The sequence below is a fragment of the Terriglobia bacterium genome, from assembly GCA_036496425.1.
Classification (GTDB): Bacteria; Acidobacteriota; Terriglobia; order 20CM-2-55-15; family 20CM-2-55-15; genus 20CM-2-55-15.
This window is the reverse complement of sequence record DASXLG010000081.1, coordinates 1-20,518: the sequence shown is the minus strand read 5'-3', so window position 1 is coordinate 20,518 and position 20,518 is coordinate 1. Positions and strand designations below refer to the sequence as shown.

The 20,518-nt window shown below is 57.6% G+C and carries 20 protein-coding genes; 12 read left to right on the top strand and 8 right to left on the bottom strand.

Going from position 1 to position 20,518, the window contains the following annotated elements:
• Window positions 1-158 precede the first annotated feature (158 nt).
• Both VGK48_06055 and VGK48_06050 read right to left on the bottom strand, forming a co-directional pair.
• Entirely contained in the window at window positions 159-947 is a 789-nt protein-coding gene (locus VGK48_06055; protein ID HEY2380731.1) for an enoyl-CoA hydratase/isomerase family protein, read from the bottom strand.
• A 10-nt stretch (window positions 948-957) separates the two neighbouring features.
• The gene (locus VGK48_06050) at window positions 958-1,611 is read right to left on the bottom strand and encodes a ferritin-like domain-containing protein (GenBank protein HEY2380730.1); all 654 of its coding nucleotides are present in this window, start codon (window positions 1,609-1,611) and stop codon (window positions 958-960) included.
• A gap of 32 nt (window positions 1,612-1,643) precedes the next feature.
• Here VGK48_06050 and VGK48_06045 point away from each other — a divergent pair, with 32 nt between their 5' ends.
• On the top strand, window positions 1,644-1,940 hold the full coding sequence (locus VGK48_06045; GenBank protein HEY2380729.1) for a hypothetical protein: 297 nt from the start codon (window positions 1,644-1,646) through the stop codon (window positions 1,938-1,940).
• A gap of 69 nt (window positions 1,941-2,009) precedes the next feature.
• Window positions 2,010-2,345 carry a TraR/DksA family transcriptional regulator gene (locus VGK48_06040; protein ID HEY2380728.1) on the top strand — a complete coding sequence of 112 codons (336 nt, stop codon included), beginning with the start codon at window positions 2,010-2,012 and terminating at the stop codon, window positions 2,343-2,345.
• Here VGK48_06040 and VGK48_06035 read toward each other — a convergent pair.
• The 4 genes from VGK48_06035 to thiO form a co-directional block, all read right to left on the bottom strand.
• Complete coding sequence (locus VGK48_06035; protein ID HEY2380727.1) at window positions 2,342-2,719, bottom strand: PilZ domain-containing protein; 378 nt, start codon at window positions 2,717-2,719, stop codon at window positions 2,342-2,344. The two genes, VGK48_06040 and VGK48_06035, sit on opposite strands and share 4 nt — an antisense overlap.
• Before the next feature lie 7 nt (window positions 2,720-2,726).
• Entirely contained in the window at window positions 2,727-5,276 is a 2,550-nt protein-coding gene (locus tag VGK48_06030) for a tetratricopeptide repeat protein (protein ID HEY2380726.1), read from the bottom strand.
• A 152-nt stretch (window positions 5,277-5,428) separates the two neighbouring features.
• Window positions 5,429-5,896, bottom strand: a complete 468-nt coding sequence (locus VGK48_06025; protein ID HEY2380725.1) for a TlpA disulfide reductase family protein — start codon at window positions 5,894-5,896, stop codon at window positions 5,429-5,431.
• Between the two features lie 47 nt (window positions 5,897-5,943).
• Complete coding sequence (gene thiO / locus VGK48_06020; GenBank protein ID HEY2380724.1) at window positions 5,944-7,047, bottom strand: glycine oxidase ThiO; 1,104 nt, start codon at window positions 7,045-7,047, stop codon at window positions 5,944-5,946.
• Between the two features lie 68 nt (window positions 7,048-7,115).
• Here thiO and VGK48_06015 point away from each other — a divergent pair, with 68 nt between their 5' ends.
• From VGK48_06015 to VGK48_05970, 10 genes are all read left to right on the top strand, one after another.
• Window positions 7,116-7,949, top strand: coding sequence for a transglutaminase-like domain-containing protein (locus VGK48_06015; GenBank protein HEY2380723.1), 834 nt, complete (start codon window positions 7,116-7,118; stop codon window positions 7,947-7,949).
• Between the two features lie 12 nt (window positions 7,950-7,961).
• On the top strand, window positions 7,962-9,110 hold the full coding sequence (gene proB, locus VGK48_06010) for a glutamate 5-kinase (protein ID HEY2380722.1): 1,149 nt from the start codon (window positions 7,962-7,964) through the stop codon (window positions 9,108-9,110).
• Complete coding sequence (locus VGK48_06005) at window positions 9,107-10,342, top strand: glutamate-5-semialdehyde dehydrogenase (GenBank protein ID HEY2380721.1); 1,236 nt, start codon at window positions 9,107-9,109, stop codon at window positions 10,340-10,342. Before proB ends, VGK48_06005 begins: the two co-directional genes overlap by 4 nt.
• A gap of 190 nt (window positions 10,343-10,532) precedes the next feature.
• Window positions 10,533-12,056 carry a glycoside hydrolase family 88 protein gene (locus tag VGK48_06000; GenBank protein ID HEY2380720.1) on the top strand — a complete coding sequence of 508 codons (1,524 nt, stop codon included), beginning with the start codon at window positions 10,533-10,535 and terminating at the stop codon, window positions 12,054-12,056.
• 74 nt (window positions 12,057-12,130) lie between these two features.
• Complete coding sequence (locus VGK48_05995) at window positions 12,131-12,457, top strand: AbrB/MazE/SpoVT family DNA-binding domain-containing protein (protein ID HEY2380719.1); 327 nt, start codon at window positions 12,131-12,133, stop codon at window positions 12,455-12,457.
• Window positions 12,458-12,737: 280 nt separating this feature from the next.
• On the top strand, window positions 12,738-13,442 hold the full coding sequence (locus VGK48_05990) for a PEP-CTERM sorting domain-containing protein (protein ID HEY2380718.1): 705 nt from the start codon (window positions 12,738-12,740) through the stop codon (window positions 13,440-13,442).
• Window positions 13,443-14,321 carry a hypothetical protein gene (locus VGK48_05985; protein ID HEY2380717.1) on the top strand — a complete coding sequence of 293 codons (879 nt, stop codon included), beginning with the start codon at window positions 13,443-13,445 and terminating at the stop codon, window positions 14,319-14,321.
• 209 nt (window positions 14,322-14,530) lie between these two features.
• A complete protein-coding gene (locus VGK48_05980) occupies window positions 14,531-16,666 on the top strand; it encodes a 3-hydroxyacyl-CoA dehydrogenase/enoyl-CoA hydratase family protein (protein ID HEY2380716.1) in 2,136 nt (711 codons plus the stop codon).
• 4 nt (window positions 16,667-16,670) lie between these two features.
• On the top strand, window positions 16,671-17,864 hold the full coding sequence (locus VGK48_05975) for an acetyl-CoA C-acyltransferase (protein HEY2380715.1): 1,194 nt from the start codon (window positions 16,671-16,673) through the stop codon (window positions 17,862-17,864).
• Window positions 17,861-19,618 carry an acyl-CoA dehydrogenase family protein gene (locus VGK48_05970; GenBank protein HEY2380714.1) on the top strand — a complete coding sequence of 586 codons (1,758 nt, stop codon included), beginning with the start codon at window positions 17,861-17,863 and terminating at the stop codon, window positions 19,616-19,618. Before VGK48_05975 ends, VGK48_05970 begins: the two co-directional genes overlap by 4 nt.
• 94 nt (window positions 19,619-19,712) lie before the next feature.
• On the opposite strand, the gene VGK48_05965 is transcribed toward VGK48_05970, so the two are convergent.
• Window positions 19,713-19,985, bottom strand: coding sequence for a hypothetical protein (locus VGK48_05965; protein HEY2380713.1), 273 nt, complete (start codon window positions 19,983-19,985; stop codon window positions 19,713-19,715).
• Window positions 19,986-20,041: 56 nt separating this feature from the next.
• The coding region (locus VGK48_05960) for a PPC domain-containing protein (GenBank protein ID HEY2380712.1) at window positions 20,042-20,518 on the bottom strand (477 nt) is incomplete at its 5' end.

Genomic DNA, 20,518 nt, shown 5'->3' with positions numbered 1-20,518 from the left:
CACCCCGTCACCGGTACGGGAAAGTGGCGGCGCGGCGCCGGCATCGACTGCCGGTTTGGGAGCATTTTCGAGACGTTCGCCGGAATTGACCAGTTCCACATTCTGGCTGCACCCGGCCAGGAGCAATAGAATCAAAAGAAGAAAACGAAACTTCATAATTAACGGCCTTTGAACTCGGGCTTTCTCTTTTCGGTGAAAGCGGTAAGCCCTTCGAGAAAATCCTCGCTATAAAAACATTCAGCCTGCACATCGCTCTCCCGGACAAAAGCAGTATCGAGATCGGAGGTGAGGCTGCGATAGATCGATTCCTTGGCCAGCCGTAATACCTTCGGCGAGTTCTTTGCCATGGTTGCGGCAAGCTCGGTGACCGCCGGCATCAATTGATCCGGCGGAACGACGCGATTCACAAGACCGATCTTTTCAGCCTGTGCGGCCGAAATCATCGCGCCAGTGAAGATCAATTCGCACGCGTTCGCGCTGCCGACCAGTCTCGGCAGAAACCAGCTTCCGCCCCAATCCGGATGCAGGCCGATGCGGGCAAACGCCGCGCCGAAAGTCGCACGTTCGGAAGCGATACGGATATCACAGCCGAGAGCAAAACTGAATCCGGCTCCGGCGCAAGGGCCGTTGACGGCCGCGATCACCGGCTTCCACATCGAGCGGAACATACGGGTTATTTTTTGTCCTGCCGAGAGGACAGCGCGAAATCCCTCTTCGTCCTTCGTTTCCCGCAATTTCTTGAGATGATCGATATCGCCGCCCGCCGAAAATCCCCGTCCCTCGCCGGTCACGATCAGCACGCGAATGCCGTCGTCTGCCGCCACCATGCCCAATGCGTCCAGAATATCTTCCCGCATCGAGCCGCCAAAGGCGTTGAGCTTGTCCGGCCTGTTCAGTTTGATCGTCGCAATGGGACCGTCTGCGGAATAGATGATCGACTGATACATGAGAAATCGCTCAGCAGCCGGGCGCGTGAGAAACCTTGAGTTCTGTGAGTTGCTTATGCTGGATCCGCTGCGCGAGATCGAGGACCGCTTCAACGGCCTTGGCCGCTTTCGCCTGCAGCTCGGGAGTTGTAGCGTAGCGCTCGAGGACCGAGCGGCCCAGTTGGACATGCCACTCTTCATCAGGCTGGATCTGTTCCCGATATAACCGGGCGGTTTCGTGGTCGCCGGCCGCCTCGCAAAACTCAATGAACTGCTCGTTTTTCTTCAGGGCCAGCGATTCTCGAGTGAACTGAGCCGCTCCGATGCGTTCCACGGTCGTACCGAAGCCTGCCAGAAGCTGGAACATGGGACCGTAGCCGTCTGCCACCGGGTCGAAGGCGCTGAGATCGGCACCCATCTGCCGGAGATGATCTTCGATAAATCGATAATGTTTCGCCTCGTCTCCAACCTGCCGCGCCAGCGCCAGCTTGACGTCGATCTCGGGCGTGGTTGGTATCCAGACGGCGGCAATCTCGCTTGCCTCCAGCTCATTCTTCAATGCCATCTTCAGGCGGCGAATGACTTCGGAGCGGTCGACGGGCCCGATTTCAGCTTCCTTGAGCAGGTCCAGGATCGCAAGCTTCTCGTGAACATGGTTTTCCAGTTGTTGAACGAATGTCGTCATGAACCCTGAATTATAGCGTGTATTATCTTCCCATGGCGCTGTCCAGAAGGGGCTTCTTCAGAAAACTGGTGAAACCGGGCGAAAAGAGCCGGGAGGAGCGGCTGGCCCGATACGAGACGATGGATCTTTATGTCCGCACCGAATTACTTCCCTACGACTTTGCTCTGACCGCAAGCCAGCAGGAAGAATTGTTTGCCGCCGTGCGGAACGCACTCGAAGAAGCGGGCGACGAGGAATTGTTTTCCGCGATTATTCGTTTCAAGGTGGATGAGGTGGTCGACGGCAAAATCCGGGCCTGGCGGCAGATCAGCCGCCGGAGCGGGTTATGAAGCGAACTATGTTAAAATGGCCTGTTTACTCAAGCCCCGGCCGGGCTGTTCTAGGAGTGGCAGGAAGATATGCGTTCAGACGTAAAGAAGTACCGGGACCTGCTGGAAAAAAAGAAGGATGAACTGTTGGCCGCCGCGCCGGTCCGGACGCCGGCGACCGAACCGGGTTCCAAGAGCGGAGATTGGATCGATCAGTCAAGCCAGGAAAGCGACCTTCACGTTCGTCTCGCATTGAAGCAAACCGATTCGAAAGTCCTCCGCGCCATTGAGGAAGCCATTCACCGCATCGACCAGGGTGTCTACGGAATCTGCATGGAGTGCGAGAACGAGATCGCGTCCGCGCGGCTGGAAGCGGTGCCCTGGACTCGCGTCTGCATCGACTGCAAGGCCAGGCAGAAAAATTAGCGTCCCACGTATAACCGCGCCGCCAGGATTTCCATTCGAGCCAGTTTCCCGCGTATCTCCGCCAGATCAAGCGGTGTAACATTTACGAATCGAAAAGCGAACACCTGTACGTCACGCCGTATCAGCTTTCCTTCGAGATGAAACATGGCGCCCCCGCTCTGGAAATATAACTTGCATATCGCTCCGGCCTCGGCGGCGACGGCCGGATCCGCCGAGTAGATCAAGGCGCCGCCGCGGCTGAGGTCGAGGAGTTTTGCGACAAAATGACTGTGGCCGTTTGAACTGAAGAGCACCATGTCCTCTTCGGGGATCAGCGAGAATACCCGCCGGTGCCGGCGCCGCTCATCAAGCTCGTTCATCATCAGATCCATCATTGCCACATTACCTCCCTGCCGGAACCGGCTCCTTCGCTTGACGCAATCTTTCGAACGCTTTGTCGGCAGCGCTGAGATGTCTGGCGGACGCCAATTCGCGAGCTGTTTCCATGCTTTCCGCGTAGAAGGAACGGGCGGCATCATAGTCTCCCTCAACTATCATCAATTGCCCAAGGTTTTGCAGCGCATCGACAATCCCGACTTTCTCTCCTACTCTGTGCGAGAGCGAGAGGCTCCGTTCAAAACAGGATCGCGCGGCAGACAGCCGGCGCTGCGCCAGAGCCACGTGACCCAACTCGGTCAGCGAGGCGGCGATGCCGAGTTGATCACCGACCGCCTGGAATATCCTCATCGCTTCCTGGGCGTTCTGGCCGGCCGCTTCGTAATGGCCGGTCGACAGATCGGCGGCCGCCAGGTTCGTGAGACACGCGGCTACAGCGGCCTGATGGCCCAGTTTGCGGAAGAGGTTGAGAGCCTCCTCAAACAGCGGACGTGCTCCTTCGAGATTGCCCTGGTGTTTCTGAACCAGCCCAAGATTATTCAGCGTCGCCGCAGTGCCCCGTTCGTCGTTGTGCTCTCTGCGGATCGCCAGACTTCGCTCATAGTGCCGCCCGGCCTCCTGATATTTTCCCAGTTGGCACGCCAGACTTCCGCATGCATTCAAAGCCCGGGATCTCTCGTTTGCGAGCGATTCGACGGCAGGAGCCGTGATCACACGGCCGAGGCAGGAAAGACCTTCCTCCCAGTAGCCGCGAACCATCCAGAACCGCGAAAGTGCAACTGACATCCCGAGTTGGCCCCTGGCCAGTTCGGCGTCCTGAGTGCTCCAGGAAAGCGCAGCGCGCAGGTTCTCGATCTCGGTCTCCAGCCGCCCGAGCCACTCGGCTTGCGCAGGCCCCATGAGCTCGCGTTCCGCCTGGCGGGCGAACGCGAGGAAGAACTGAACGAACTGCGATTGCAGGACCGCCACCTCATCGGATTCGCGCAACCTTTCGAGTGCGTATTCGCGGATCGTTTCAAGCATCCGGTATCGAGCGGCGCCGTCGCTTTGTTCAAGGATGAGCAGCGACTTATCGACAAGCCGGCAGACGCAGTCGAGGACGTCGATGGATTGCAATTCACCGTCCTGACAAACAGACTCCGCAGCCTCGAGAGAAAAACTGCCGCAGAACAGAGCGAGCCTTCGGAACAAAACCCCCTCGAGACCACCAAGCAGGTGATAGCTCCAGTCGATCGCGGCACGCAATGTCTGATGTCGCGGCAATGCCGTTCGGCTGCCGCCGGTCAACAGGCGAAATCGATCACCGAGGCGCAGCGCAATCTCTTCGGGCGAGATTGTTTTGACGCGCGCAGCGGCCAGTTCGATGGCCAGCGGAATTCCATCAAGCCGCTGGCACACCTTCACGATCGCGGGAGCGTTCTTTGAAGTGAGCTTGAAATCGGGCACCGCGCAGGCCGCTCGATCGGCAAACAGCCGCACGGACGGACTCTCCGCAATCTTTTCGAAGGAACGCAGATCCTGACCTGATGGAATGCCCAACGACGGCACGCGCCAGGTCGTTTCACCGGCAGTGCCAAGACCCTCGCGGCTGGTAGCAAGAATGTGCAAGTCCGGACAAACGCGCAGAAGCCTGTCCGCGAACTCCGCGCACGCGCTCACAATCTGTTCGCAATTGTCGAGAATGAGAAGGAAACGCTTTTCGCGCAGGAATGCGATCAGCGTTTCCAGCATGGTGTGTCCGGACTGTTCACGCAGGCGAAGGCTCGCGGCAACCGTCGCTGCAATAAGGCTGGGATCCACCACCGTGGCCATGTCAACGAACCATACGCCGTTGGTGAAACGATCGACCACGTCCGCGGCAGCCTGTAGTGCAAGCCGGGTTTTACCGCATCCCCCCGAGCCCGTAAGAGTCAGTAAACGAGTGCCCGAGAGCAGATGCTTGACTTCTGCGAGCTCCATTTCCCGCCCTATCAAACTTGTCAGCTGTTCGGGCAAGTTGTGCGAAAAGGCAGTGAGGGACCGGAGAAGCGGAAAGTCGTCATCCAACCCGGGTTCGTTATATTGGAAAATCCGCTCGGACCGGATCAGATCCCGCAAGCGGTGCTCTCCGAGATCGACCAGGGATGCGCCGGGCGGCATCAGGCCGGCAAGCGATTCCTTCGCTGCTTTTGAAAGCACGATCTGGCCGCCATGTGCGGCCGCGAGCATTCGAGCGACACGGTTCAGCGTCTGTCCAAAGAAGTCTCCATCGCGGGATTCTGCGGGTCCGGCATGGACCGCCATACGGACGCGAATGGGGTCATCGATTCCCTCCCATATTTCCTCAGCAAGCGCGCGCTGGGCATCGGCGGACGCCGTAACCGCTTCCAGCGCCGAAGGAAACACTGCGCAAAACGAGTCTCCCACCGTTTTGAACACACTTCCGTCATGGCGCTCGATAACGTCTCGCAATATCGAGTCGTGCCGGGCCAGCGCGCTGCGCATGCGTTCGGGAAAACGCTCCCAGAGCGTTGTGCTGCCCTCAATGTCGGTAAATAAAAAGGTCCTGTCGAGCATAACGACACACGTTCATCGCTCTCATCGGCAGGTTTTAAGGGAAGCTTTAGCCGGCTGTCGAAAATGAATGACTCTTTGTTTCCAACGGGTTGAACGCGGGCTAAGGCCCGCGGCTACACCACGCGCCCGACCGGGCGCTAGTTCTTGGACCGTCAGCCAGGCCGGACAGCGGGTATGCCGTCATTGGCGGTAAAGAATTCCGTACCGGCAATCTTGTTGAGGCCCGCTTTTGTAAAACCGAACTCGCTCACCGAGATCTGTCCATCCGGCTGGATCAGGAAAATTCCAGGCACATACTCCATGCCGAACGCCGCGGAAACCGGATAGGGATACTCGTCAATGAGCACATCGAAGGTCAGGCCGTATTGCTTCACGAATTGCCGGGTCTCCGCTGCATCGTCTTCCGATATCGCCCAGAAGGTGAAGCCGGTATTGCGTTTTGTTTTTTCGAAGATCTTTTGAATGTGCGGGAAGGTGTACTGGCAGGTCGGACATTCGGCCTTGTAGATGACCAGAGCCACCGGTCCTTTTGCCAGAGCATCGAACAGCTTGTGCGGGCGGCCATCCGCGTCCTTTAATTCGAAATCGGGGGCCTTGCTCCCCACGGCGAGTTGGTTCATTTAAAGGAATGTAACACAGTGTTTAGCCGCAGATGGGGTGCAAAAGGCTACCGATGATGCGCCCCATCTGCATACTCGAACCGGCAGGGCGAAAACGGTTCAATCGGCACAGCGGTTTTGCCGTTGTCGATGAGATCCTTGATGACGGCTGCGGTGATCGGCGCCAGCAGGACTCCGTTGCGGTAATGGCCGGTCGCATAAAACACGCCGGGAATCGAACTGGGCCCCAGGATCGGCAAGCTATCCGGAGTTGCGGGACGCAGGCCGCTCCACGTTTCGAGAATCGCATATTGGCCGGTATGCGACGAAATCTGTTGAGCTTCATTCAACAGGCGGCCAAGACCCGCGGCCGTGTTCGAGGTATCGAAACCGGCATCTTCGTTTGTAGCGCCCACGACGAGTTCCCCGGTGGGCCGTGGCACAAAATATGTATTTCCCCAGCGGATCATGCGGCGAAAGGCTTCTGCCGGCATTCCCAGCGACAGAATCTGTCCCTTGCGCGGGAAAACCGGAATCGGCGGATTCAAGCCTTTCAATTCCGAACTCCAGACGCCGGATGCAATCACAACAGCCGATGCCTCGAACGTGGAGCCGCCGGCCCGGACGGCATGCGGCCGAATCTCGTCAACCTTTACCCCTTGCCGGATCTCAACACCCCGCCGCAAGCACGATTCGCGCAAAGCACGTACAAGCAAGCGCGGCGTTACCGATCGATCGCCGGGAAGAAAAAGCGCAGCCGCAATCGGCGCAGTTACGAGCGGCTCGAGCTTGTAAACTGCGGCCGAATCGATCAGGTCGACCTCAAAACCCGCCTTCTTCTGCCATTCGCAGCGGCAGCGCAGGGCCGCAGCATCCTCTTCGGTCGACGCCAGAGCGAGGAGGCCATCCTTTGCGTATCCGCAATCGAGCTTCGTTTCGTCTTCCAGATCACGGACGAAGCCGTCGTACAGCGCGTGACTCTTGCACGATAATTGAAAAAAGGGGCCTTGATCATCGGCTTCGCTCAGCGGCGTCAGCATGCCCGCCGCGGCGCGGGAAGTGCCCTGCCCCGTCGCGCTGCGATCCAGGAGCAGCACGGATTTGCGGCCGGCGAGCTCGCGGGCAATGGTGAGGCCGATCACACCGCCGCCGATGACGACAACGTCCTGCATGAAGTCAATTCTACCTGTGTTAGGCTAGGCCATCGCATGATTCGCGTGCCGGAAAAGGAAGTTTCGAAGTGAGCGTTCGTTCCCGTAAGACCTTTCAACAGCTCGTGACGCTGCCCGATGCGGCTGTCCCCCTGGCCGAGGCCGCGCTTATCGTGGCCTGTGAAGAATACCCTCAGCTCGAATTGAGTCCCTATCTCGATATGCTGGACCAGATTGCGGAAACCGCCCGGAACAAAATCAGTTCGACCGAGGCGCCGGCTGTCACGGTCGAGAAAATCAATTCTGTACTTTTTGGCTCTTTCGGATTTCATGGGAACGTCGATGATTACTACGATCCCCGTAACAGCTTCTTCAACGACGTGCTCGACCGGCGCCTCGGCATACCGATCACCCTGTCGGCGGTATACATCGAAGTTTCCCGGCGCTTGAACTTTCCGATCGCCGGCGTGGGGATGCCCGGCCATTTTCTCGTGAAGTATTTCGATCCTCGTGAGGAATTCTTCATCGATCCCTACAGCCAAGGCCAGATCCTCACGCGCGACGATTGCCGCGAAAGACTGTACAAACAATTCGGCGATGCGCTGGAGTTCAGCGACCGCCTGCTCGCGCGGGTGACCTCCCGGCAGATTCTGTGGCGGATGCTCAATAACCTGAAGGACATTTACCTGAAGGGGCACGCCATCGACAAATGCCTTTCCATGGTCGACATGATGCTCATGGTCGACTCCGAAGACCTCGTTCAATTCCGGGACCGCGGCCTTCTCCGCCTGCAGCTTCGACAGTTTGAAGGAGCGGGACGCGATCTGGAGCACTACCTCCAGCACTCTCCCCAGGCCCAGGACCGCGAAGAAATCGAGAATCGCGTCAAGGAGCTCAAGCGGATTCGCGCCCTCATGAACTAAAATAAGCTGTTTATGCGCACTCGTGTGGCCGATGCCAGGCGCATTGTGGTGAAGCTTGGCTCGAACTTGTTTTTCAATGAAAGCGGCGCGATTGCGCTGGGACGCATCTTCTCGTTTATCGAAGACATTGCCGCGGCTCGCGTGGCAGGCCGGCAGATTATTGTCGTTTCGTCAGGCGCCGTTGCGCTTGGCGCGGACGCGCTCAAAATCAAATCGGCCAATGCCTCTCTGGCGCAGAAACAGGCACTCGCCGCGATCGGTCAGAGCCGGCTGATGAATCTTTATGAGCAGGGCTTCGAGAAGTACGAACTGACGGCGGCACAAGTTCTCCTGACGGAGGAGGACTTCTCGAGCCGCCAGCGCTATCTCAATCTGAGACACACGTTGACCACGCTGCTGGACATGGGCGTCATTCCGATCATCAACGAGAACGACACCGTCTCCACGACGGAACTCGAACTGACGGATCGCAGCCGCAGTTTCGGTGATAACGACAAACTCAGCGCACTTGTGATGAGCAAGCTCGAAGCAACTGTCCTGATTCTGCTCTCGGATGTCGACGGCCTGTTTACCGACAATCCACGCGAGAATCCGCAGGCGGAGTTCATTCCTGAAGTTCAGGAGATCACGCCGGATATCGAGGCCCTTGCAGGCCGCAAGTCCACCCGGGGCCGCGGCGGCATGGCGACGAAACTTGAGGCCGCGCGCATCGCGATCAACTCAGGGGGAATGGCGATCATCGCGAATGGCTTGAAAACAGGGATACTCGGCCGGGTATTGAACGGCGAGGGCGAAGGCACTCTGTTTGTGGGCAAAGCGGCGTCGCTCTCCGAAAAGCGCCGCTGGATTGCATTCGCATCGTCAGTCTCAGGGCGCATCCATATCAACGAGGGGGCGATGGACGCGATCACGCGGAAGAACGCAAGCCTGCTGTATGCGGGCGTCACACGCATCGAAAAGGAATTCGAACACGGAGACGTCGTCGCGATCATCGGGCCCGGCGGCCAGGAGATCGCGCGCGGCATTGTGAACTACTCGAGCGCGGATGCATCGAAGCTGATCGGAAAACACTCGGACGACATCGCTCGCCTTGCAACTTCAAAGAATTACGATGCATTCATCACGCGTAATAACATGGCCTTTTTGACGGATCAACGATGAACGAAATACGACAACTGGCCGAGAAGGCCCGCAAGGCGTTTCTCAAGCTATCCACCGGCGTGGACCGGACAACGATTCTTCGTGAAATCGCAGCGGCTTTGCGCGCCGAATCGGCCGGGATCTTTGACGCGAACAAAAAGGACCTCGATGCGGCGAAGGCAAAGAACATCGCGGAACCGCTCTACAAGCGGCTGGTTTTTGACGAAGCGAAGCTTCGCGGCGTTATCCAGGGAATCGAACAGATCGCCGGCATGGACGATCCTGTTGGCCGTGTCATCGAAGAGACCGAACTCGACGAAGGCCTGATCCTCAAGAAGGTTCAGGCGCCAATCGGTGTCCTGGCGATGATCTATGAGTCGCGTCCCGATGCCGGGCCGCAAATTGCCTCTCTGGCCATTCGTTCCGGCAACGCCGTTCTCCTGAAAGGCGGCCGGGAAGCGGTCCACACGAATGCGGCCATCGGCGCAACAATCCGGGGAGTCCTCGCGAAGCACGGTGTGGAAGACGCCGTCCAGTTACTCGCGACGCGCGACGAGGTCGCTGAACTGCTGAAGATGGACGATCTGATCAATCTCGTGATTCCCCGCGGCTCCAACGAGATGGTGCGAAGCATCCAGCAGAGCACGAAGATTCCGGTCCTCGGTCACGCCGATGGCATTTGCCATGTCTATATCGATGAGTTTGCGGATCCGGAGAAAGCAATTCGCATTGCCGTGGACTCCAAAGCTCAATATCCAGCGGTTTGCAATGCCGCGGAGACACTGATTGTTCACTCGCAATTCGCCGGACGCGAGAAGGTTTTGCAGGCGCTGCGAAGCGCGGGCGTGGAATTGCGGGATTCCGGATACGGATCCGAATATCTCGATCTCATCATGAACGTCAAGGTCGTGGACAGCCTTGACGATGCCATCAACCATATCCACAAATACGGCTCTGCCCATACGGAAACGATCGTCACCGAGAATGCGGAAAACGCCCGGCGTTTTCTCAATGAAGTGGATTCGGCCGGCGTCTACTGGAACGCTTCCACGCGTTTTGCCGATGGCTTTCGCTATGGCTTTGGAGCCGAGGTTGGCGTCAGCACCAATAAAACCCACGCCCGTGGACCGGTCGGTGTCGAGGGCCTGCTGATTTACAAGTATCAACTCATCGGTGACGGCCACATCGTTGCGACGTATTCCGGCGCCAACGCCAGGCCGTTCCTTCATCGCAAACGGATGAGATTCAACTGAAGAGTTTTAGCCGCAGATGACGCGGATGACGCAGATGGGGCGCCTCCAAAGTTCGTTTTTGCGCCCCATCTGCGTCATCCGCGTCATCTGCGGCTAAAAACCTTGTCAAACAACTAAAACTTACGACCTGGTTGCATAAAAGAGACCTCCCCTACAGAAGATATAATGTCGCTCGACAGGAGAGCCGACTATGAACTGGACTTGGAACGTGCGAATACTCACGGCTGCTTTCGCGTTGTTCACCGCATCTGCAGCGTTCGGGGCGGACCGCTGGACTATCGGACTGACGTCGAATGACGAGCGCATCGAGGCCATCGTGATATCCGGGCCGTCGCCTTCTGCGCCAACCGTATTGTTGTTGAGTGGTCTTCAAGGCAAAGAAACCGGGGTGGATATCGTGACCCGGGAAGCGGAGGCATTCGACGCCATTCCCCAGGCGCGCCGGCCCTTTCGGCTCATTGCCCTGCCTCTGGCGAATCCCGAAGGACGCCCGCTTCAGTTTCCGCCAACGGGAAATGCGTATAAGGAAAACGCGGATTCACATGTGATCTGGCGTTGGATTGGAATTCATGCTCCGGATCTTGTGATTATTGAGGGATCATCGGATTCCGGACTTGCAGATGCGCTTTCGCAGAATGCGGTGGCCTTTGTCGGACGCATTCCCGCTCAACTGGTGATGCCTCGCGCAGGTTTGTTGAAGACTATTCCAGATAAACTTGCACCATCGGAAGCGCATCTGGAGATCGACCGCCGGCGCAGCCGTTCACCTCAGGTTTTCGCCGCGGAACTCGCAAAGGTCTATGGCCGCGACTTCAATCAGCCGACGTACATTCAGGCGATGGCTCTGATCGGCCGGCTGCGTCTCGGACAAACGGCAGACGTTGCCGCCCTTGCCGAACCGTACCTGAGTGGTTCGAAAGACAGCTTCGCCGCGCCATCTCAAAGTTCGCTTGCCGCACATATGTTCTTCTTCGAACTTGCCAAACGGACGCGCGACGAGCGAGCCGCAAAACTGGTGACGCGCGCAGCGAACAGCGGATTCACCGAAACAGGCGGCTTAAAGGAATTCATGCCGCTAAACGGGGGTTGGAGCGATTCCGTTTTCATGGATATCCCGATCCTAGCGAAGGCCGGCGCACTCACCGGTGAGCGCAAGTACTTCGATATGGCGGCGCGTCATTTGCGTTACATGCAAAAGATCGTCCTCAGACCCGACGGTCTCTACCGGCATCAAGCTTCGACGGACGCGGCCTGGGGACGTGGGAACGGATTCCCGGCGCTCGGCCTCGCCTTGACGCTTTCGGATTTTCCAAAGGACCATCCTGACTATAGTTGGATGGTAAAAACCTTTCAGGACCACATGAAAGCGCTCTCGCGGTTTCAGGATGAAAACGGAATGTGGCGCGAGGTCGTCGACTATCCGGGCGCATATCCCGAGTATTCAGGAACCGCGATGATCGCCACAGCCATGCTTCGGGGAATCCGCAACGGTTGGCTCGACCCAAAGGTCTATCAACCGCTCGTCGATAACGCATGGCAGGCCATTCTTGCGCGCACCGCATCGGACGGCCGTGTATTGGATGTAGCTGAAAGCACCGGCACGCGGGGCCTGACCTTCAAGGACTATCTGCGCCGTGCCGCAATTCTCGACCGTGACGCTCGCGCCGGCGCGTTTGCCATGATCTTTGCAACGGAACTCGCGGGCCTGCAATAGCGAAACTTTGAAATCCGTGGTCTCTGTAATCGTCAATTCCTTACATATGGTACCGTGTAAGGAGAAGATCGCTTATGCCGACTGCCACTCTGACCAGCAAGGGACAAACCACAATACCTCGCGAAGTACGGGAGCTTCTAAAGGTGAAATCTGGCGACAAGCTGGAGTTCAAGATCAACGAGAGGGATAACAGCGTTAGTCTTAAGGCAGTTAATATTCACGTTTCGGATCTGAAGGGCCTGCTTAATCGGAGCGGATGGATACTCACATCTGTTTATGATCATTCGAAAGAACAGATTATCGGCATGATGGAGAATATCCAGCTAACGGAACAATTCGAGCTCGGAGACCACACTAACGCAACCGTAAAATCTTTCGACAGTCAGCGCAGGTTTGGCTGATCGCCTTGAAAGTCCATAAAATACTGACGTTGTAGGTCCTTCTCTGCGATTTCGCAATCATCGGTGTCGGATAACTTTACAAAAGAGCAACCCATAATTGGGCCTGATTCGTCATGTATTCAAGTTGTTAGCTTTGGTTCCTTGCTTGCTTAATTGTACGGCCCTTCTTATTTTGCAAGAAAATGGGAGCCTCAATACGATGTTATCCACAGACGAACCTCTGAGCTGTTTTCCCGTGAAGTGTCGATCGGCGGGTGGACCAATCTTCTGGAAGAAATGTATGCGGCGAGTGTCGACCGCGGTAATCCTGTCGGTTTTTTTAGTCCTGCCGTTACGGGCGGAAACGCTCACGTTTGACGACATTGTCTCGATGCCAACCTGCAATAGTGGTTTGCCAACGCCCTATGGCGGACTGAACTGGTCGTCCGGCTTCCTTTTGGAATGCAATGCGGATTACACAGGCACGCAAGGCAACACGTATAGCTCCCCGTCGGGGCAATATGCGGCGACGAACAGTTCGGATGTCGGAGGAGGTTTGATCGACGTCAGCATCAGCAGCGGTACGTTCGATTTCCTGGGAGCGTCGTTCTCGAGTTTCGCCTATGCGAATGGATTCGCGCCTTATAGCGCAGAATCGCTGGAGCTCATTGGGTACCGGCCGGGCGACAGCATGGACCCGACATATGTGACGGCGTTCGATCTCGATCCGAAGCAGTATGTGGATAGCGTTTTCGACTGGACGGGCCTCACCGATCTCATGTTTGGATCCGGTGACGGCCCCGCGGCCGACATGTCTACCACATTCGGCGTGGATGGTTTGTCCTGGTTAATGGACGATGCGCAGTTCAACGTGAATTCGTCCACGACCGTGCCCGAACCCGGCAGCGCGGTGTTGCTGGGTGTCGGTATCCTGGCGTTGATTGCTCGCCGCGTCCGCAGCGGGCACTATCTGATGCGTGGCGGTGCCACGCGAAAAGGAGTGTAAATGATTGCTCGTTATGCACGCTCGCTTGCTGTGGTCGTCTTTATCCTCGTGGTTTCTCAAACCGTTTTCGCCCAAACATCAGTGACCATCCAATCGGTTGTCCCCGATGACAACCAAGGGACTTTCAACATCGCCGGGACGAACTTCTGCGCTGCGCCGACGGTGACACTGAGCGGCCAGACTCTACCGGTGGTCAGCAGCACGCCAATGCTACTGACCGTATCGAAGCCGGTCCTCACCCCGGGGACCTACTACCTTGTCGTTTCCTGCGGCACGCTCGCAGGACGGACGGCGTATTTCGACGTCGCCGTCGGTGCGATCGGTCCCAAGGGCGATAAAGGCGATACAGGAACCGCCGGTGCTCCCGGCACTCCCGGCGGGCAGGGACCGGCGGGACCGGCTGGACCCGCTGGCCCGGCGGGACCCGCTGGCCCGGCGGGGCCCGCCTCGATCATGGGAGTTGGAACCCGTCGAGGCCCATCGAGCATGCCCACACCGACGCTGCAATTCCTGGCGACGACGATTACGGTCAACGTCGGCATTGGACAGCCGGTCCTTGTGTCGTCTCAGGCGACGCTGGGGACCTCCGGCACATCGACTGCAACGGGCCTGCGGCTGTGGATCTGCTATCAATTCTCCGGCGGCACCCTTACCCCAGCCCACGATTCGGACTGGATCACTGTTTCGGCCAGCCCGGCTGTTTCGGCCCCACCCTCGCTCCAACCATACCCTCTCACGGACCTGATAACGGGACTCCCGGCGGGTACTTATACCGTCGGAATGTGCGGGCAGTTATTCGGCTCTACCGGCACCTGGAACGCGGTCGACTGGTCGTACACGACCGTTCAAGTTTTGCCCGCAAACACCATAACCAACTGACAATCATTCGAATTCCATGTAGTCGTGGGCTTCAGCCCGCGTTGGTCTCCAATAGGGGAAGGACGCGGGCTGAAGCCCGCGACTACATATATAAGCGGTTCAAGATCAAAGGAAAGGGATAAGATCGTGAAGAGCGACGTTTCAGACTAGCCGAATCTCATCCTCTTGCGCCTGCAGCGCCTCCGCGGTATTCAGATAGAAGGAGCCCGATGATTAGGAGCGTCGCAGTTCTTGGGGCAGGTACGATGGGCGCACAGATTGCAGCGCACGCTGCAAACGCCGGACTTGGCGTCCTGCTGCTGGATCTTACCGAAGAACAGGTGCATGCGGCGCTGAAGAATCTGCAAAGAAGTGCTCCTCCCGCCCTCTTCGTTCCCGAACACGTTCAGCGAATCCAGGTGGGTAGCTTCGATAAGGATCTGGCTCGAATCAAGGAATCGGATTGGGTCATCGAGGCGGTCGCGGAAAATCCGGAAATCAAGAAACAGCTTCTTGAAAAGGTGGATGCGGCGCGGCGGCCAGGCGCTTTTGTGACCACAAATACCTCGGGGCTTTCGGTGGCGGGACTCTCGGACGGCCGCAGCGAGGATTTCAAACACTATTGGTTTGGAACCCACTTCTTCAATCCGCCCCGATATATGAAGCTGCTGGAGATCATTCCAACGGCGAACACCGATCGAACGGCGTTGGCGGAGTTCGAGAAGTTCGCAGAGAATGTGCTCGGCAAAGGCGTCGTTCACGCGCAAGACACGCCCAACTTCATTGCCAATCGAATCGGGTTATTTGCCGCCCTGAAGACGATCCAACTCATGCAGAGTTGCGGATTCACGATCGAAGAGGTCGACCGCCTGACGGGAGCGCTCATTGGACGGGCCAAGACCGCCACCTTCCGGACAATCGATATGGTGGGCCTGGACATCTTCATCCACGCCGCCGACAACATTTACGAAAGCGCTCCCGCTGATCCGGCGCGCGATATCTTCCGGATTCCCGAATTCATGCGCTTGATGGCCCAACGGCAAATGCTCGGAGCAAAGACAAAGCGCGGCTTTTATAAAAAGGAAGGCGGCGAGATCCTTGTGCTGGACCTCGCCACGATGGAATACCGTCCGCAAAAGCGGACCGCGTTCCCTTCCCTGGACGCTGTCTCGGGCATCGAGTCTTTGCCGGACCGGCTGCAGGCTCTTTTCAAAAGCCGCGATCGGGCGGCCGGGTTTGTCTCCGAGCTGCTGACGTCGATCTCGGACTATGCTGCCTCGCGGATTCCGGAAATATCGGACGATCCCGGCGCCGTCGACCGCGCGATGAGGTGGGGATTTTCCTGGGAAATGGGTCCCTTCGAGCTGGCACGGGCGCTCAAAGGAGAACCGGCGCCAGCGCCATCCTGGGTCAGGAATCAGCGCATCATCCGGCAGAATGCCGGCGCATCCCTTCGAGATCTCGGCGATGGAATCGCCTGCCTCGAGTTTCATTCGAAAATGAACACGATCGGGAACGACATCATTTCCCTGCTGTTCACGTCTCTTGAAGAAGTGAATGCGAATTTCGAGGGCCTGGTTATTGCGAATCAAGGTCAAAACTTCTCGGCCGGCGCGAATCTGATGCTTTTGATGATGGAAGCCGTCGAAGGCAATTGGGACGAGATCGACCACATGGTGCGGCTCTTTCAGCGCGCAACTCAGGCCATCCGCTACAACGCGAAGCCGGTGGTGACGGCGCCGTTTGCATTAACGCTGGGCGGCGGATGCGAGATCGCAATGTCGGGAGCGCGCGCTCAGGCGGCAGCGGAAACCTACATCGGACTCGTGGAGGTTGGAGCCGGCCTGATTCCGGCGGGAGGAGGCACCACAGAAATGCTTCGGCGTGCAGCGCCCGGCGGCGCTCCAAAAGTTCGTGAAGTTTTCCAGAACATCGGTCTCGCCAAAGTCTCCGGCAGCGCGGAGCACGCACGGCAGCTTCTCTATTTACGCCCCGAGGACGGCATTACCATGAATTCCGACCTCCTCATTCACGATGCCAAAGCTGTCGCCGTGGAACTTGCTGCAACCGGCTATCGCCCTCCGGTTCCTGAGGAATTGCCGGTTTTCGGGCAGTCCCTCGGAGCCGAAATCAAGCTCGGCATTTACCTGATGCGGCGCGCCGGTCACATCACCGATTACGAAGCCCAAATTGCGGGCAAACTCGCTTTCGTGATTTGTGGCGGCGATGCCACGCGCCCGTCCACCGCGCCGGAGCAATATTTTCTCGATCTCGAACGCGAAGCGTTCAAGTCGCTGTGCGGCGAGCAGAAAACGCTCGCCCGGATGGAACACCTGCTCAAGAAGGGCAAGGTTCTGAGGAATTGATTGTATGAGTGCAGCAGTAATTGTTTCCGCGGTTCGAACTGCCGTAGGCAAAGCGCCGAAAGGAAAGTTATCGGCGACGCGGCCGGATGATATGGCGGCTGTCGCCATTCGAGCGGCAATCGATCGCGTTCACGGGCTCCGAGCGGAAGATCTCGACGATATCTACATAGGATGCGCAATGCCCGAAGCCGAACAAGGCATGAACGTCGCAAGGGTGGCGGCGTTTCGCGCCGGAATCCCCTATTCTGTTCCGGCGATGACGTTGAACCGGTTTTGCTCATCCGGTCTGCAGGCCATCGCGTTTGCGGCAGACCGGATTGCCTCGGGCAACGCCCATTGTATTCTCGCCGGCGGCATGGAATCCATGAGCCTGATTCCGATGGGCGGCAATAAGATCTCGCCCAACCCCACTCTGATCGAAACAAATCCGGATACCTACTTAAGCATGGGCCTGACCGCGGAGAACCTCGCGGAAGAGTATCGGATCAGCCGCGAAGACCAGGACGTGTTTGCGCTTCAGAGCCACCGGAAGGCGATTGCGGCGATCGATGCCGGGAAGTTCAAGAGTGAGATCGTTCCGCTGCCGGTGCGCGACATCACGGTGCAGCGCGGGAAGCGAACCGTCCACGAATTCCTATTCGATACCGACGAAGGGCCGCGCCGCGATACCTCCATCGAGGCGCTGCGAAAGTTAAAAGCCGCTTTCAAGGCCGAAGGCAGCGTGACCGCAGGCAATGCCTCGCAAACCAGCGATGGCGCCGCGGCTGTTGTCGTGATGTCCGAAGAGACGGCCCGCGCCCTGGGTTTGAAACCGCTGGCGCGTTTTGTGGCGTATGCAACTGCGGGCGTGCCGCCGGATGTTATGGGCATCGGCCCGGTCGAAGCCATTCCGAAAGCCCTCCGGCAAGCCGGCTTGAAGCTGAGCGAAATGGATCTCATCGAATTGAACGAAGCTTTTGCAGTGCAATCCCTTGCTGTGATTCGCGAATTGGGCATGGATCCGTCTAAAGTGAATGTGAACGGCGGCGCTATCGCGCTCGGCCACCCGCTGGGCTGCACGGGTTCGAAGCTGACCGCAACTTTGCTTCACGAGATGCAACGACGCAAAGCGCGCTACGGAATGGTTACGATGTGCGTGGGAGGCGGCATGGGAGCTGCAGGAATATTCGAACGCATGCCGGAAGAGGACACGAAATGACGAAAGAACTTGTTGAACTGAAACGCGGCGGCAGTTTCCTGATTGAGGAATCCACCCCTGAAGACATTTTCACGCCTGAAGACTTCTCCGAAGAGCAGACGATGATCCGCGACATGACGGAACAGTTCGTCGAAGACGAGGTTCTCCCCCAGGTTGAAAAGATCGAGCACAAGGAGTGGGACGTAACCGTCGGGCTCCTCAAGCGATGCGGCGAACTGGGATTGCTCGGCATCGAAGTGCCGGAAAAGTTCGGGGGTGAAAACCTGGACAAGGTTTCGTCCATGATCGTTGCCGAAAAACTCGCACGAGTCGCGTCATTCGCCGTTTCATATGGCGGGCATTGCGGTATCGGAACCCTGCCGATCGTCTACTTCGGCACCGAAGAGCAGAAGCGCAAATATCTGCCCCTCCTCTGCAAGGCCGAAAAAATCTCCGCCTATGCGTTGTCCGAATCCAGCAGCGGTTCCGACGCGCTGTCTGCGAAGACAAATGCCGTGCGCCGCGCGGACGGCACACACTGGGTTCTCAACGGCGAGAAGATGTGGATTACGAACTCGGCATTTGCCGACATGTTCATAACATTCGCTCAGGTTGACGGCAAACAATTCAGCTGTTTCATCGTGGAGAAGGATTATCCCGGCGTTTCCACCGGCGCCGAAGAGAACAAGATGGGACTTCGTGGCTCCTCAACGCGGCCCCTGATCCTGAATAACGCTAAAGTGCCGGCCGGCAACGTCGTCGGCGAAATCGGGAAAGGCCACCACGTGGCTTTCAACATATTGAACTTTGGCCGCGCAAAGCTGGCTTCGGGCGCGGTCGGCGGCGCTAAGACCGCGCTGAATGACTCCATTCAATATGCAAAGCAGCGCATCGCATTCGGGAAACCCATTGCCAGTTTCGGCGCCATCAAGCACAAGCTGGCGGAGATGGCGATCCGGATCTGGGTGGCCGAGGGCATGGTTTATCGAACGGCAGGGTTAATGGATCGAAGCCTCGAAAGCGTGGACGCCGACAATGCGTCGCAGGTCTTGAAGGCCATCGAAGAATATGCCATCGAATGCTCCATCCTGAAAGTATTCTGCAGCGAAGTTCTGGACTTCGTTGTTGATGAGGCGGTGCAGATCTACGGCGGCTACGGCTACAGCGCCGAATATCCGATCGAGCGTTATTACCGCGATTCGCGCGTGAACCGTATTTTTGAAGGAACCAACGAAATCAACCGGCTTCTCATTCCGGGCATGCTCCTGAAGCGGGCCGCCGCCGGGAAATTACCCCTGTACGCTGCCGCTCGTGCAGTGGTCGACGAGGTGATGTCCGTGTCGATGCCGCCGGATGCTTCCGGCCCACTCGGCGCGGAGATTGCGGCAATCGCGCAGGCGAAGAAGGCACTTCTATTTACCGCGGGCGCCGCGACTCAGAAATTCGGCGAAACCATCCGGGAAGAACAGGAAGTCCTGATGCACATCAGCAATATCGTGATGGACATCTTTGCAATGGATACCGCGATTCACCGTCTGGAGAAGAAAAGCTCCAGCGATCCCCACATGGATGTGGTGCGGACCTTCATCAACGACGCGATGAGCCGGATCGAATTCTCGGCCAGACAAGCTTTAGCGGCCGTTGCCGAGGGCGACACTCTGCGCACACAACTCGCCGCGCTTCGCCGGTTGCTGCGGTGGACACCGGTCAACACGGTGAAAGCCAGACAACGGATCGCGGAATTCCTGACCGACACGAACCGCTACGCGTTGTAAGGAATAATACTATTGGAGGTTGCATCATTAGAGGTTGCTCCATTTCAAATTGAGAAATGCAGAAACCTCCAATGATGCAACCTCCAATAGGTTACTAAATCATGCCAAGTCCCTGGCCGATCCAGACGCCGACAATGGTGACGAGCAGGACCGCCCAGGCGATGCCCACCACCTTGAGGTAGCGGCTCAGCACCGTAACCTTCCGCCGGACCGTAGCCTGTTCCCGCGCCAGATGAGCTTCGGCATTGTCGAGGATGATATGGTCCTCTTCTTTCATGTCGAGAGCGCCACGATAAACAACCATCAGAATCGCCGCGGTGGTTAAAACGACTTCCACCGCGACGAGACTCGTAAAGGTCCCGTTCATGTGAACCTCCGTAGAGTGGATACAGTTATTGGGTTTGTACTGAAGCTATTGTAGGCCTATTGGACGGAAATGCTCAACGTATAATCGCCGGAGTTGTACACAACCACGCCGGTATCGCCGTTGGTGTAATAGCTGCGGACTTCAATGAAATATGTCCCCGCTGCGAGCCGGCCGGCGATTCGTTCGGGCTGCCCATTCCCGCCGCTGTCGGAAACATCAATCAACTGTCCATTGCCGTTGTACAAAAAGAGGTCCAGGTCGTTCGCGTTTGGGTTTTTTACGCGGCCGAGGCCGGTGATATCCATGCGAACCGTCGTGGCCCCGCCTGAAGTCGTAAACGTGTAGAAGTGGGAGGACGTGATCAGGTTCGCTCGTTTCGGCGTATAGGAATCGACGGTGTCCGGCCCGATCGGGGCTCCTACATTGACCGGTTCCGGGAACGGATTCGTCACGTCGGGCAGCGCGTCCGGCAGATAACTGATATTTCTGGACTGTGCCGCATTGACGACATCGGAGGTCGAAGAGGAAACCCG

What these genes read in the sequence shown, in the direction of transcription:
- VGK48_06055 (HEY2380731.1), bottom strand. Translation starts at nt 947, where the DNA reads ATGTATCAGTCGATCATCTATTCCGCAGACGGTCCCATTGCGACGATC.
- VGK48_06050 (HEY2380730.1), bottom strand. Translation starts at nt 1,611, where the DNA reads ATGACGACATTCGTTCAACAACTGGAAAACCATGTTCACGAGAAGCTT.
- VGK48_06045 (HEY2380729.1), top strand. Translation starts at nt 1,644, where the DNA reads ATGGCGCTGTCCAGAAGGGGCTTCTTCAGAAAACTGGTGAAACCGGGC.
- VGK48_06040 (HEY2380728.1), top strand. Translation starts at nt 2,010, where the DNA reads ATGCGTTCAGACGTAAAGAAGTACCGGGACCTGCTGGAAAAAAAGAAG.
- VGK48_06035 (HEY2380727.1), bottom strand. Translation starts at nt 2,719, where the DNA reads ATGATGGATCTGATGATGAACGAGCTTGATGAGCGGCGCCGGCACCGG.
- VGK48_06030 (HEY2380726.1), bottom strand. Translation starts at nt 5,276, where the DNA reads ATGCTCGACAGGACCTTTTTATTTACCGACATTGAGGGCAGCACAACG.
- VGK48_06025 (HEY2380725.1), bottom strand. Translation starts at nt 5,896, where the DNA reads ATGAACCAACTCGCCGTGGGGAGCAAGGCCCCCGATTTCGAATTAAAG.
- thiO (HEY2380724.1), bottom strand. Translation starts at nt 7,047, where the DNA reads ATGCAGGACGTTGTCGTCATCGGCGGCGGTGTGATCGGCCTCACCATT.
- proB (HEY2380722.1), top strand. Translation starts at nt 7,962, where the DNA reads ATGCGCACTCGTGTGGCCGATGCCAGGCGCATTGTGGTGAAGCTTGGC.
- VGK48_06005 (HEY2380721.1), top strand. Translation starts at nt 9,107, where the DNA reads ATGAACGAAATACGACAACTGGCCGAGAAGGCCCGCAAGGCGTTTCTC.
- VGK48_06000 (HEY2380720.1), top strand. Translation starts at nt 10,533, where the DNA reads ATGAACTGGACTTGGAACGTGCGAATACTCACGGCTGCTTTCGCGTTG.
- VGK48_05995 (HEY2380719.1), top strand. Translation starts at nt 12,131, where the DNA reads ATGCCGACTGCCACTCTGACCAGCAAGGGACAAACCACAATACCTCGC.
- VGK48_05990 (HEY2380718.1), top strand. Translation starts at nt 12,738, where the DNA reads ATGCGGCGAGTGTCGACCGCGGTAATCCTGTCGGTTTTTTTAGTCCTG.
- VGK48_05985 (HEY2380717.1), top strand. Translation starts at nt 13,443, where the DNA reads ATGATTGCTCGTTATGCACGCTCGCTTGCTGTGGTCGTCTTTATCCTC.
- VGK48_05980 (HEY2380716.1), top strand. Translation starts at nt 14,531, where the DNA reads ATGATTAGGAGCGTCGCAGTTCTTGGGGCAGGTACGATGGGCGCACAG.
- VGK48_05975 (HEY2380715.1), top strand. Translation starts at nt 16,671, where the DNA reads ATGAGTGCAGCAGTAATTGTTTCCGCGGTTCGAACTGCCGTAGGCAAA.
- VGK48_05970 (HEY2380714.1), top strand. Translation starts at nt 17,861, where the DNA reads ATGACGAAAGAACTTGTTGAACTGAAACGCGGCGGCAGTTTCCTGATT.
- VGK48_05965 (HEY2380713.1), bottom strand. Translation starts at nt 19,985, where the DNA reads ATGAACGGGACCTTTACGAGTCTCGTCGCGGTGGAAGTCGTTTTAACC.